The sequence below is a fragment of the Streptomyces sp. NPDC048415 genome (assembly GCF_040651675.1).
Taxonomy (GTDB): Bacteria; Actinomycetota; Actinomycetes; order Streptomycetales; family Streptomycetaceae; genus Streptomyces.
Genome location: NZ_JBEZKJ010000066.1, coordinates 33,769 through 46,667 on the forward strand (window position 1 = coordinate 33,769; position 12,899 = coordinate 46,667).

Sequence of the window (12,899 nt, forward strand, 5' to 3'; positions counted from 1 at the left end):
AGGGCTCCGCCCCGGGTACCCCTTATCGCGTCTGGCGCTCGTCCTCGAACGCCGGACGGGCTGAAACCAGGTCACGAATACGTGCCCTTGAGTCGGAGGGTCCCGGGGCACTAGCCAGGGGCCACTACCCTGGAGTGGTGACTATTCGCCTGTACGACACCAGCGCCCGGCAGATCCGTGACTTCACCCCGCTCGTGCCGGGTTGTGTCTCGATCTACCTCTGTGGCGCCACCGTGCAGGCCGCACCGCACATCGGTCATATCCGCTCGGGCCTCAACTTCGACATCATGCGGCGCTGGTTCGAGCACCGCGGCTATGACGTGACGTTCATCAGGAATGTCACGGACATCGACGACAAGATCATCGCCAAGTCCGCGGACCAGGGCCGCCCTTGGTGGTCCATCGGCTACGAGAACGAGCGCGCCTTCAACGACGGTTACGACGTGCTCGGCTGCCTGCCGGTCACGTACGAACCGCGCGCCACCGGGCACATCACCGAAATGGTCGAGATGATGCGGGGGCTCATCGAGCGCGGTCACGCGTACGAGGCGGACGGGAACGTCTACTTCGACGTGCGCTCGTACGACGGCTACCTCCAGCTGTCCAACCAGGAACTGGACAACCTCCAGCAGCCCTCCGGAGTCGGCGAGACCGGCAAGCGGGACCCGCGCGACTTCGCGATGTGGAAGGCCGCCAAGCCGGGGGAGCCGAGCTGGGAGACGCCGTGGGGACGCGGGCGCCCCGGCTGGCATCTCGAATGCTCCGCCATGGCGCACAAGTACCTGGGCAGCGCGTTCGACATCCACGGCGGCGGACTCGACCTGATCTTCCCGCACCACGAGAACGAGATCGCCCAGGCCAAGGCCTTCGGCGACGAGTTCGCCCACTACTGGGTGCACAACGCATGGGTCACCATGAGCGGCGAGAAGATGTCGAAGTCCCTCGGGAATTCGGTGCTCGTGAGCGAGATGGTCAAGCAGTGGCGGCCCATTGTTCTTCGGTACTACCTCGGTACTCCGCACTACCGCTCGATGATCGAGTACAGCGAAGAGGCCCTGCGCGAGGCCGAGTCGGCGTTCGCGCGCATCGAGGGCTTCGTACAGCGGGTCGTCGAGAAGGCGGGGGGCGTCGTCGAGCCCGCGGCCGAGGTGCCGCCCGCCTTCGCCGAGGCCATGGACGACGACCTGGGCGTCCCGCAGGCGCTCGCCATCGTGCACACGACCGTGCGACAGGGGAACTCCGCCCTGGCCGCCGACGACAAGGAAGCCGCCGTCGCCCGCCTCGCCGAGGTCCGGGCCATGCTCGGCGTCCTCGGGCTCGACCCGCTCGACCCGCACTGGGCCGGTGAGGGCGAGCGCGGGGAGGATCTCCACGGCGTCGTCGACACCCTCGTACGCCTCGTGCTCCAGCAGCGTGAGGCGGCGCGCGCCCGTAAGGACTGGGCGACCGCGGACGCCATCCGCGACCAGCTCAACCAGTCGGGCCTCGTCATCGAGGACAGCCCGCAGGGTCCGCGCTGGACGCTCGGGCCGCGCTAGACACCTCGAGAATGTGCCGCTCCGGCCTCCGGGCGGCACACTCGTAAACACACACACGTACGCTTCACGCTTTCCAATGAGCAGAGACAGGTAGGTCATGGCCGCTAACAACCGCCGCATGTCCGGCAAGAAGGGCGCGCAGGTCGGCAGTGGCGGCCAGCGACGCCGGGGCCTCGAAGGCAAGGGCCCGACCCCGCCCGCCGAGGCGCGCAAGGGGCACAAGAAGAACCGCATCGCCGGCGCCAAGGCCAAGCAGGCCGTGCGCCGTCCCGCGCCGCGCGGGCGTGGCGGCAAGGGCACGTCGGAGATGGTCGTCGGGCGCAACCCCGTCGTCGAGGCGCTGCGCGAGGGCGTGCCCGCGGTCACGCTCTACGTCCAGCAGTTCATCGACAACGACGAGCGGGTCCGGGAAGCGCTGCAGCTCGTGGCTGAGCGCGGCGGCATTCACCTCATGGAGGCCCCGCGTCCCGAGCTGGACCGGATGACCAACGGACTCAACCACCAGGGTCTCGTCCTCCAGGTCCCGCCGTACGAGTACGCGCACCCGGAGGACCTCGCCGCCGCCGCGTACGACGAGGGCGCCGACCCGCTGATCGTCGCCCTCGACGGTGTGACCGACCCCCGCAACCTGGGCGCCGTCGTCCGCTCCGTCTCCGCCTTCGGCGGTCACGGTGTCGTCGTGCCCGAGCGGCGCGCGGCCGGGATGACCGCCGGTGCCTGGAAGACGTCCGCCGGCGCCGCGGCACGTACACCCGTCGCCCGCGCCTCCAATCTGACGCGCGCCCTGGAGGCGTACAAGAAGGCGGGCCTCGTCGTGGTCGGCCTCGCCGCCGACGGTGAGACCGAGGTCGGTGACCTGGAGGCCCTCGGCGGCCCCGTCGTCATCGTCGTCGGCAGCGAGGGCAAGGGGCTCTCCCGACTCGTCGGCGAGACCTGCGACTTCCGGGTGCGGATTCCGATGCCCGGTGGCGCGGAGTCGCTGAACGCCGGTGTGGCGGCGGGAGTCGTGCTCTACGAGGCGTCGCGGCGACGCGCCTGAACAAGCGTCCGCGCACTCACCCCCGTGGGGCAATCGGGACGTTCGGGATGACCTTGACGCGGTCCGGACAGATCGGCGCAGTCAAAGCAGTGTCCTAAACACACGTCACTCGGTTAGATGAGTGTGGACACCAGAACACCCCGCACACCCACGGGGGACCGCTCGTCGGGATACGACGACGCTCCCGCGCTGAGCATGGTGAAGGTGCCGAGCGATCCGGCGCAGGTCATCGTCAATCATGCGAGCTTCCGCGTGCAGCTAGGCGCCGCGCCGCGGAGTCAAAACCCGCGCATCTCACGGCACTTGAGCTCCGCCTACGACGCCGCGCGCATCCCCGCCGCCGTTCCGGCGGGCGGAGCGGGCGCGGCCGCCGGGAACCGCCGTCGCGCCCCCGTCGTCTGGAGCGGGAAGTCCGCACCGGACGACACCGGCGCGCACCGGCTGCTGCAGGCCGTACGGAGTACGAGCCTGCGCCACGGCTCCGCCGACCCGGCCGCCGACGTCGGCGCGACCCAGGTCATCCCGCGCATCGACGAACAGCGCGACTACGAAGGCGCCATGACCATGGACACGGTCGAGACGCCTCTCGTCGGCAGCCAGCGCACCTACGACTCCGCCGGAACCCGGCTGCTGCCGCACATGCGCAGTGTGGGCAGCTCGTACGACGAATCGTCCTACGTGGACGGGGAGTTCGAGGAGCTGCCGGAGGAGGACCTCGACGCGGACGGCGACGCACCCGCCAAGCAGCAGGGCGCCGACCCGGTCCGGCACGCCTACTACCCCGGCCGCCGCATGAACCTCGGCGTCGTGCTGCTCCCGCTGCGCGTCTTCCTCGGGTTCATCTCCATCTACGCAGGCATGGGCAAGCTCTGCGACCCCGTCTACTTCGACGGCGGCAAGCGCGGCTCCATGGTCAAGTGGCTCAACACGCTGCACCCCTGGGAAGTCGCCGAGCCGCTGCGGCAGTTCGCGCTCCAGCACCCCGTCGGCGCCGGACTCGTCATCGCCTTCTTCCAGGTCATCGTGGGCGTGCTCACGGTGCTCGGGTTGTGGCAGCGGGTCGCCGCCGTCGTCGGCGCGATGCTGTCGGCCGCGCTCATCGTCACCGTGAGCTGGAAGACGGTGCCCGCCTACGACGCGCCGGACATCATCTACCTCGCCGCCTGGTCCCCGCTGATCATCGCGGGCGCTCCCGTCTACTCCGTCGACGGACGCCTCGCCGGCGAGGCCTGGCGCACGCTCGGTCCGCGCGCCGAGATCTGGGAGCTGCGCGGACGTGTGCTGCGCCGGGGCGCGCTGGTCTCGGCCATCGTCGTCGGGCTCACGCTGCTCGTCGGCTCGCTGCTCGGGGGCGCGGTCCGTGACGCCGACCGGGTCGTCGTGCCGGGGCCCGGTGAGGCGCCGCGCAACGAACTGCCCGGCTCGCCGCTGCCCGAGACGCCCGGCGAGCGGCATCAAAAGGCCTCTCCGTCGGCCTCCGGGGAGCCCACGCATCGAAGCTCCTCCGCACCATCCGGCGCGGCTACGACGCCGGGGGCGGTCCGTGAGAGCGGGCCGGTGAGCAGTGGCCCCAGTCAGACGCAGGGCGCCGGTCAGGCTCCGCCGCAGCAGTCGTCGCCGGTGAACCAGGCGCCGAGCTCCAGCGCGGGGCCGACGTCCAGTGGGGGTTCGTCCGGCGGGAGTTCCACCGGTGGTTCCGGCAGCGGTGGGTCCTCCGGGCAGCCGGGGCTGGTGGGGGGCCTTCTCGGGTGACGGCCTTGGTGGGGGCGGAGGTGTGGGCGGTTTCTCGCCCCCTCCGCCCCCACCTGTCCCATGCCTGGGGGCTCCGCCCCCAGATCCCCGCTCCTCGAACGCCGGAGGGGCTCAGCTTTTTCAGCGGCCCAGGGCCGCCAGTTCCTTCGCGGCCTCTGTGAGGTCCTTCGCCGTGTCGATGGCGCGCCAGTAGGCGCCCTGGGGGATCGGGAAGCCGGCCAGGCGGCGTTCGCGGGCCAGGCGGGGGAACGTGGTGCGCTCGTGGTCGCCGCGCTCGGGGAGCAGGGAGGCGAACTCGGGGGAGAAGACGTACACGCCTGCGTTGATCTCGTACGTGGTCGGCGGGGCCTCGATGAAGTCGGTGATGTGGCCGAAGCCGTCCGTCTGGACGGCGCCCCACGGGATGCGGGGGCGGGCGAGGGCCAGGGTCGCGGCCGCGTCGCGCTCGGTGTGGAAGTCGGCCATGTCGCGCAGTGAGAAACGGGTCCAGATGTCGCCGTTCGTCGCGTACCACGGCTTGTCGGGGTGCGGGAGGTGCGCGGCGGCGTACTTGAGGCCGCCGCCGCGGCCGAGGGGCTCCGTCTCGACGACCGTCGTGACATTGACCGGCAGGTCGGCCGACTCCAGCCACTTCTGGAGGACCTCGGCGAGATGGCCGCAGGAGACGACGACGTCGGTCACGCCCTCTTCGGCGAGCCAGGTCAGCTGGTGGCCGATGATCGGGGTCCCGGTGCCGGGGATCTCGACCATCGGCTTGGGCCGGTCGTCGGTGTAGGGGCGCAGCCGGGATCCCTGGCCACCGGCCAGGACAACGGCTTGAACGGGGCGCGACGCGGCGTTCGGATCGGTCATGACCGAACTGTACGTGGCGCCCCGCTCGCGGCTTCTGGCGGCAACCGTTCCTTAATCAGCCGTTACCTGACGGCCCGGAATGAGCTGTTTCGGCAGCTCATTCCGGGCCGTCAGGCTCGGGCTCGGACGCGTCGGGCTCGGTCTCAGTAATGCGTGGCCGCGACTCCCGACGCGAACGACGTGTCGCAGACGGGGCGGGCGAAGGACTGGGCGCGTGCGGGGCCGTAGGCGCGGACCGCGGCGCGGCCGAGGGCGCGGGCGATGGACACACAGTGCTTCGCGAGCGATGGGCGGCCGTTCACCGCCTCCTGGAGATGGGTGAGGGCGACGCTCGGGTTCTTCTCCTGGAGTTCCAGAAGGAGTCTGTCGCGCAGGACGTCCTGCGGGGCGCGGGAGACGGCTCGTGTGGAGACGTCTTCGGACGACGCGGTGAGCACCGAGTTCGAGGGATTCCCCGACCAGTTGACTCGGGTGACCGCGAGGGTCCCGGAGAGCACCAGGACGACAGGCAGAACGAGGGCGAGGGTGCGGCCGATCCGGCGGGCGGGGCCACGGCCACGCCGGGTCCGTTGGTTAGTGGTGGAGTGCTTCACGCGAATGAGGGTAGCGCGGGGTGATGATTTGGCGACATTTAGTCACCTGTTTGGGGGATAGGAAGCCTCCAATTTCTGGGTAGGGCGTTGACGTGCGCGTATCGAAATGCCCCTTCTGCCGGGGTATTTGTCGACAACGAAGAGGGCCCCGCAGCAGGCTGCGGGGCCCTCTTCGTCAACTTGGGTGAATTCACCCGCTACGAGGTGTCGAACCCGTCGGGCCGGAACGCAAAACCGGTCCTCGGGCAGGTCCTCAGTCGGAGAGGCGCTCGCCCGTCGAGGTCGAGAACACGTGGGTCTCGCCCGGACGCGGCACGACGTGCAGCGTGGCGCCCTTGTCCGGGACCGCGCGGCCACTGACGCGGACGACCAGGTCGGTGAGCTTGTCGTCGACCTTGGCGCTGCCGTAGACGTAACCGTCGGCGCCGAGCTCCTCGACGACGTTCACCGAGACGGCGAGGCCGGCCGGGGCGTCCTCGCTGTCCTTCGACAGCGACTTGGCCGCGTCGCCGTTGTGCTCCACGATGTCGAAGTGCTCCGGGCGGACACCGACGGTGACCGTGCGGTCGCCCTTGTCGGCGGCGGCCTTGAGGGCCTCGCGGTTGACCGGGACGACGCTGTTGCCGAACTTCACGCCGCCGTCGGTGATCGGGACCTCGACCAGGTTCATGGCCGGGGAGCCGATGAACCCGGCGACGAAGAGGTTCGCGGGCCGGTCGTACATGTTCCTGGGCGAGTCGACCTGCTGGAGCAGACCGTCCTTGAGCACGGCCACACGGTCGCCCATGGTCATGGCCTCGACCTGGTCGTGGGTGACGTAGACGGTGGTGATGCCGAGGCGGCGCTGCAGCGAGGCGATCTGCGTACGGGTGGAGACGCGGAGCTTGGCGTCGAGGTTCGACAGCGGCTCGTCCATGAGGAAGACCTGGGGCTCACGCACGATGGCGCGACCCATGGCGACACGCTGGCGCTGACCGCCGGAGAGGGCCTTCGGCTTGCGTCCGAGGTACTCGGTGAGGTCGAGGATCTTCGCCGCGTCCTCGACCTTCTGGCGGATCTCCGCCTTCGGGACACCGGCGATCTTGAGCGCGAAGCCCATGTTGTCGGCGACCGTCATGTGCGGGTAGAGCGCGTAGTTCTGGAACACCATGGCGATGTCCCGGTCCTTGGGCGGCAGGTGGGTGACGTCGCGGTCACCGATGTGGATCGAGCCGGCGTTGACGTCCTCGAGACCCGCGAGCATGCGCAGGGAGGTGGACTTTCCGCAGCCGGAGGGACCGACGAGGACGAGGAACTCGCCGTCCGCGACGTCCAGCTCGAGCTGGTCGACGGCGGGCTTGTCGCCACCCGGGTAGATGCGGGTCGCCTTGTTGAACGAGACAGTGGCCATGGTGAGGGGCCCCCTTCACCGGCAGGAACGTGCCGGACGATCCGTTGTAAAGGTGGTGGTGTAGTCCACAAGGGTGAACTGGGTCAGGACGGTACCTGGCGTTAACTCAGTCTGTCAGTACCTGGGGCCCTGTGAACTTCGCGGAAATTTTCGACAGGCCCAGGCTGGGACGTGGGTACACTGCACGGGCACGTACGCGGCACGCGCGCGTGCAGGCCTCCTTAGCTCAGCTGGTCAGAGCGCCGCTCTTGTAAAGCGAAGGTCGTCGGTTCGAATCCGACAGGGGGCTCGACGCATAGGAGACGTGGGTGCGGCGGGGCTGTGCCCTGGGCGCGGCGTCAGTGGCCGCGTCCGCCTCCTACCCTCACCGGCGGGGCGGATGCGGCGAGCGCCGCACTGCCCGCGCCAGGCCAGGCCAACGTCAGCATCGTCTCCGTTCGCCCCGCGTCGGTGGAGACCCTGGATTCCCGGCCACAGCACTTACCAGCACTCCACCGCCTGGGACACCACCCCGTGGTTCGCCGCCCTCGATACGCCCCGCAGCGCCCCCGACGGCGCGGTCGGGGGCGAGTCGGGACGGGGCCCGCTGCTCGTGTCGGCGGTGGCCGACATGTGGGGTGTTTGCGGATCGTTCACCCGGCAAGATCGTGCGGTGCGAGTTCGCGGGCGCGTTGCTCGCGGGCCACTGTGAGGATGACGTCCCGCAACCGCTCGACGTACAGCCGCATGTTCTTGTACGCGACGTCGGTCTCGGGGTAGCGGCAGGTGAACCACAGGCCCTCGTGGAGTCGGTTGAGCCAGATGCACACCTGGTCGCCATAGGACACCCGGACGAGTCCGTAAGCCGCCCGCTCGGCCCAGCGCTCCGACCCGGGGATGCCTCGCGCGTCGACGTACGAGACGATCGAGTACAGGTCGGGCGAGTTCGGGCGGAAGTCAGAGCCGAGCAGGCGCAGTACTCGGGCGAGGGGCATGCGTGCCAGCGACCTGTTGGCCTGCAGCTCGGCGCGCACGGTTGCCAGGGCGCCGGGGAAATCGGGTGCCTGGTCGATGGAGACCTCGATGGGCGCGCCGCCGACGTACCAGCCCACCGAGTCGGACCACTTGGACTTCACCCGGGTGTGGAACGGCACGACGGCGCGGTAGACGGGCTGCCCGCCGATCTCGTGGACGATGAGGCTGGTGGCGGCCAGGACACCGACGAGGCTGCCACCGAAGGGTCGGCAGTACGACTCGAACGCCGCGGCGGCGTCCGCGTCGACGAGCATCTCGCGCATGAGCTTCTGCGTGGGCAGGGCGCCGCCGGGCTCCAGACCGAGTTCGACGGGGAAGTTGGGCAGCTTCCCGTTGCACCGCTGGACGAACTCCCGCCAGCGGCCGACGATCGCGTGGGTGTCGTCGATCCGGTCCGCGTCCGCCCGCTCGATCTCGCAGAAGTCGACGTAACTGCCGACCGGCGACTCCTCCACGGGACGGCCCTCGACGGCTGCCGCGTAGAGCTCGTGGATCTCGGCGGGGATGCGCTGGATGGAGTATGCGTCGACGTTGCTGTGGTCGAAGGCCATGTACACGCTGGTGCCGTCGTCCCTGATGACCGCCGTGTAGAGGAAGTTGGGCCAGCCCAGCGCGTTCGCGGCGGCGTCGAAGCGGTCCTGGAGGTGCTGGACGAGTCGCGCCGCGTCGGGGAAGTCGCCGACCACCTCTCGGTGGAGTGACACGGCCTCGGTGTCGCACGTGAACCGGCGCATCTCGTCGCCGTCCCAGCGGAAGCCGCTGCGCAGCGTCTCGTGCCGGAGCGTCCAGCTGCGCAGCGCGTCCTGCAGTGCGTCGAGGTCGACCCTGCCCGGGATGTCGAATGCGGTACCGAGCCAGGTCGGCACGAACAGACCGTCCTCCCGCACGGAGCGGGCGGTCCTGATGTGCGACTCCTGGACGTACGCCGGCGGCCGGGGGTCCTCCGGAAGCCCCGCCGCCGCCGTGACGGTCGCCGGACTGAGCGCCCACTCGACGAGCCGTCCGGCCCGGACCTCGCAACGCTGGATGTCGGTGATTCGCACGGGCGTCTCCGTTCGCAGTTGGAGCCCGGATCGGGCGGACCCGATCAAGGGAATGCCGCGACCGCTAACGGAACCACCCGGAACATGATGTGTTCCCACTTTTGAGTGGATTGAGTGATCGGCGGATGTGAGCCAATCGGTCCGCCGGGCATCCGGTGGCGTAAACCCAGGCGTTTCATCCCACGAGCCGGTCGCGCTCGAGGGCGCGGAATTCTTCGAGTCCAGACCGAGGGACTGCTTCTCGCTCGCGGAGAAGGAGCCGTACTTCCAACGGACCTCACTGCTCCCGGAGTTGAGGTTCTCGGGGCGCACGTCGAGGAGCGGCCGGGTAATCCTGGGCTGTCATGCGGACTTCACGCCGGAGCCGACAGCGGATCCCGTTGCCCCTCTCTCCGATTCATGGTCGCTGCCCTTTCCCGGCTGGCAACGAAATTTCCTGCGGGCCGGTCACGGGATCCCAAATTCCCGTCACCCATTTGCCATTGATCGCCAGGCGACGACCCGTGTCGACGTCGGCCCGCACTGGCCGGGGGGCGTAGCGCGGATGAGTTGGGCCGCATGCACCCATGTCCCGCTTGGACACGGGATATCCACCAGTGTGGAATACCCCAGATCGTTACTGCTAGTGTCCGTTCAGTCACAGTAGGCAATCAGCCTCGAAGTACAGGCGATGAAGGACCGAGGGTTCCATGCGTAAGTTTCAGCAGGCCATGATCGCAGCGGTGGCGGCCGGCGGTCTGTCCGCTATCGGTGCCGGCGCCGGTACCGCCTACGCCCACGACGGTGGGCCGACGGTGTCCGAGCACTACCGCCCCTACCAGGAGTGCAGTCCGCAGACGGTGGCCGAGAACGACATCCCGATCGGCGTGCTCGGTCTCTCCGAGACCTTCGACACCACCTGCGGCCAGTTCAACAACGCCTTCACTGGCTGAGGTCGGCGGCGTAATCGTGCGCGACGCCGTCCGCGAGCCCCTTCGGGGGCATCCCCCGAAGGGGCCCCGTTCACGTGCGGCTGCCCGGTGCGCGAGGCCGCTCCTCTGGCCCGCATGCGTTCGCCAGGGCTCTGAAATCCGGCGCGTCGATGAGCGGGTGCGGACGCTTCGGACTGGCTTGCCGTAGCCATGAGGAGCCGGTACCCCCCACGCCGACGGAGGTACGGGCGGCGACTACCTCAAGACCCTGCGAAGCGGCACCTGTGAGTCGCACGACCTGAACCTCGAAGCCGTCGGCGCGATCCGGCCGCTCAACGGTGTGCTGGGCAATGCGCTCAGCGGGCGAGGGTCCGGCGGGCGCTCAGGCCGCAACCGATCGGCTCGGGCGTGGACTGCGGCAGCAGTGCCTGCAGCAGGTCAGCCCTTCACTTCGTAAGCGAACCGGACCCGAACGTTGCGGACATGGGTCGGACGCCGGAGCCCGTCTCTCCGACATCCCCAGGGCCCGGCGCGGCCGGTGCGCGGCGCCCGGGCGCCCCCCTCACAAAGGAAACGCACACATGTTCAGTAGGAAGAAGATCGCGGCCGTCTCGGCGCTTCTCGGCGGCCTCGCCGTGACCTGTACCGGCGCCACCCTGGCGTATGCCGCGGGAGGCCCGGGCACCTGCACTGTCGACGCTCAGGGCAACGTCACCTGCGTCCAACGGATCGTCGGCGACATGCGCGACGGTGGTGAAGGGTTCGCCTTCCGCCAGGCACAGAGCTGCGTGCCGACGAAGCCCTTGTCGTTGCCCGTTCTCCCCGTTGTGAACAATGGGAGCACGCGGATCGGGCCCGAGGTGACCTGCGCCCCCAACGCCACGCCGGGACCCGACAACAGTGACGACAGTGACAAGGGTCCTCTGGAGCTGGCCGGCCTGCTGGGCTGAGCCTTGGGTGGAACCTTCCGATACCTCCCTCACCTTTCAAGCAGCGGATGGCCGGACCGGGGTGACCTGGGTCGGCCGTCCGCTGCTTCCGCGTCTGCGCGACCGCACGGTCGCGCAGCCCGCGTGCGTCGGCGGGCAAACGGGTGACCGGCCGTCCCTACCCGTGACTCGGCCTCGGGGAAGCGTCGTTTCAGAGAAGAACGGTGAGCGCACGACCGCCCGCATCACCAGCTTCCTCATCCCCCTTCAAGTCCGTGGAGGGGCGGATGGAAGGGCGCCTCGCCATAAGCCGACACGGCGCATAGAAGGGTCCAAGGTCCCAAATGACTACGTTTCGTGCGCATATGCTCACATTAAGTAGTCAAGCCAGGGCTTCACGCCCAGCTAAGAAAGGGTCAAACTATGCGCAAGTTTCAGCGGGCCGCGGTCGTAGCCGCAGCGGTCGCGGGGCTGTCCACCCTCGGCGTCGGCGTCAGCTTCGCCGGCGGCTACGACGGCCCGCAGGCCACCGCGGTGGCTTCCTCGCAGGCCTACGCCGTGGCCAACTGGGGCGCCCCGTACGCTCAGCCGCACTCCGGCCCGCAGGCGGGTCCGTACTCCGCGCCGGAGAGCGGTCACGCCGCGCCGACGAACGGCTACTCTGCGCCCACGAACGGCTACGGTCAGTACTCCGCTCCCTACGGCTCCAAGTAAAGAAGCGCCGAGGGCTCGATGCGCAAGTTTCAGCGGGCCGCGGTCGTAGCCGCAGCGGTCGCGGGGTGGGTGGCTACGTACTCCGCGCCGCAGTTGGCCCCATAGACGGTTTCGCATGTGGTCGCGCCGCGGCCCGCACCCTGGTCGGCCCAGCAACCGGTCGCCTCGCGGACCATCGCGTCGCACATCGCCCCGGAGTGCCACGACAGGCGCATCGACATCCGTCAGAACACCGTATGCACCGTATGCAAGTCGCACGATCTGAACGTCCAGGTCCTGGACCAGCTCGGGCTGCTCAACGGTGTGCTGGACCACACCCTCGATGGCAACGACAGCCCGGACGCGCAGCAAACCCACCAGGGTGCGCGTCCGGGCTGCAGCAATGCCGTGGCGGGACGCGGCTGAAGGACCGTCAGGCGCCGGGTTCCGTATTTCGACCTTCTCCAAGGCTCGGGCGCACGCCGATCAACGGCACCGGCGCCCGGGCCTCGATCGCAAAGGAGCGCAGCACATGTTCAGTCGGCAGAAGATCGCAACCGTCTCGGGGCTTCTCGGAAGTCTCGCCGTGATCTACGTCGGCGCCGCGCAGGCGTACGCCGATCAACCTCCGGGCGAGTGCAAGAGCTCCGCCCTGGGTGAAACCACCTGCGTTCGCAAGAGCGAGACCGTCCATATCGACGAGGACGGCAGGTTCGTCGTCAAACAGACGCAGGACTGCGAGACGATCGACCGGCCGCGCTTGGTGGGGCCCGACGAAAACCTGCTGAACACGGGGACCACGAAGGTCGGGCCGGTTGTGGACTGCTCCAACAAGGTGCAGCTGCCCAAGGGCTTCAAGCGGCCTCACTTCGAGTTCTGAGGTGAGATCGGCGAATGCCGGACCGGGATCGCTCCCGATCCGGCATTTCGGCTTTCTGGGGCGGCGGTCGACCGTGGCCTGAGGAGCTATCCCGTACCTCGACGGTTGGGACAGGGATTTCCGGTGACATAAAAGCCTCGGTGCCCCGGCCGGGGGGCGGGGGCCCGAGGGGGGGTGTGTGGTAAATATTGCCCAAAGCGCTGGTGTGGCCGCCCGGGCGCGAGCCCCGAGAGGTGTGGTGTGCGCCCGCGGTGGCCACGGGGGT

At 69.1% G+C, this 12,899-nt stretch carries 12 protein-coding genes and 1 tRNA gene; 9 read left to right on the plus strand and 4 right to left on the minus strand.

What is annotated here, in order from left to right:
* Positions 1–137: 137 nt before the first annotated feature.
* From cysS to AB0D27_RS32220, 3 genes are all read left to right on the plus strand, one after another.
* On the plus strand, positions 138–1,538 hold the full coding sequence (gene cysS / locus AB0D27_RS32210) for a cysteine--tRNA ligase (protein ID WP_362515796.1): 1,401 nt from the start codon (positions 138–140) through the stop codon (positions 1,536–1,538).
* Positions 1,539–1,635: 97 nt separating this feature from the next.
* Complete coding sequence (rlmB, locus tag AB0D27_RS32215; protein WP_362515798.1) at positions 1,636–2,577, plus strand: 23S rRNA (guanosine(2251)-2'-O)-methyltransferase RlmB; 942 nt, start codon at positions 1,636–1,638, stop codon at positions 2,575–2,577.
* Positions 2,578–2,694: 117 nt separating this feature from the next.
* Positions 2,695–4,329 (plus strand): DoxX family membrane protein, encoded by a 1,635-nt coding sequence (locus AB0D27_RS32220; RefSeq protein WP_362515799.1) that lies wholly within the window; start codon positions 2,695–2,697, stop codon positions 4,327–4,329.
* Positions 4,330–4,449: 120 nt separating this feature from the next.
* Here the strand turns inward: AB0D27_RS32220 and AB0D27_RS32225 are convergent, their stop codons facing one another.
* The 3 genes from AB0D27_RS32225 to ugpC form a co-directional block, all read right to left on the minus strand.
* The gene (locus AB0D27_RS32225) at positions 4,450–5,181 is read right to left on the minus strand and encodes a nucleotidyltransferase family protein (RefSeq protein ID WP_362515800.1); all 732 of its coding nucleotides are present in this window, start codon (positions 5,179–5,181) and stop codon (positions 4,450–4,452) included.
* Positions 5,182–5,324: 143 nt separating this feature from the next.
* Complete coding sequence (locus AB0D27_RS32230) at positions 5,325–5,774, minus strand: hypothetical protein (protein ID WP_362515802.1); 450 nt, start codon at positions 5,772–5,774, stop codon at positions 5,325–5,327.
* A gap of 253 nt (positions 5,775–6,027) precedes the next feature.
* Entirely contained in the window at positions 6,028–7,164 is a 1,137-nt protein-coding gene (ugpC, locus tag AB0D27_RS32235) for a sn-glycerol-3-phosphate ABC transporter ATP-binding protein UgpC (RefSeq protein WP_362515803.1), read from the minus strand.
* 215 nt (positions 7,165–7,379) lie between these two features.
* Between ugpC and AB0D27_RS32240 the strand changes: the two genes are divergently transcribed.
* A tRNA-Thr gene (locus AB0D27_RS32240) sits at positions 7,380–7,453 on the plus strand.
* A 343-nt stretch (positions 7,454–7,796) separates the two neighbouring features.
* On the opposite strand, the gene AB0D27_RS32245 is transcribed toward AB0D27_RS32240, so the two are convergent.
* Positions 7,797–9,221, minus strand: a complete 1,425-nt coding sequence (locus AB0D27_RS32245; RefSeq protein ID WP_362515805.1) for a condensation domain-containing protein — start codon at positions 9,219–9,221, stop codon at positions 7,797–7,799.
* A 689-nt stretch (positions 9,222–9,910) separates the two neighbouring features.
* On the opposite strand from AB0D27_RS32245, the gene AB0D27_RS32250 reads away from it, so the two are divergent.
* From AB0D27_RS32250 to AB0D27_RS32270, 5 genes are all read left to right on the plus strand, one after another.
* On the plus strand, positions 9,911–10,153 hold the full coding sequence (locus AB0D27_RS32250; RefSeq protein WP_362515806.1) for a hypothetical protein: 243 nt from the start codon (positions 9,911–9,913) through the stop codon (positions 10,151–10,153).
* Between the two features lie 560 nt (positions 10,154–10,713).
* Positions 10,714–11,082, plus strand: coding sequence for a hypothetical protein (locus AB0D27_RS32255; protein WP_362515808.1), 369 nt, complete (start codon positions 10,714–10,716; stop codon positions 11,080–11,082).
* Positions 11,083–11,484: 402 nt separating this feature from the next.
* Complete coding sequence (locus AB0D27_RS32260) at positions 11,485–11,775, plus strand: hypothetical protein (RefSeq protein ID WP_362515810.1); 291 nt, start codon at positions 11,485–11,487, stop codon at positions 11,773–11,775.
* Positions 11,776–11,892: 117 nt separating this feature from the next.
* Complete coding sequence (locus AB0D27_RS32265) at positions 11,893–12,180, plus strand: hypothetical protein (protein ID WP_362515811.1); 288 nt, start codon at positions 11,893–11,895, stop codon at positions 12,178–12,180.
* Between the two features lie 106 nt (positions 12,181–12,286).
* The gene (locus AB0D27_RS32270; protein ID WP_362515812.1) at positions 12,287–12,634 is read left to right on the plus strand and encodes a hypothetical protein; all 348 of its coding nucleotides are present in this window, start codon (positions 12,287–12,289) and stop codon (positions 12,632–12,634) included.
* Positions 12,635–12,899 lie beyond the last annotated feature (265 nt).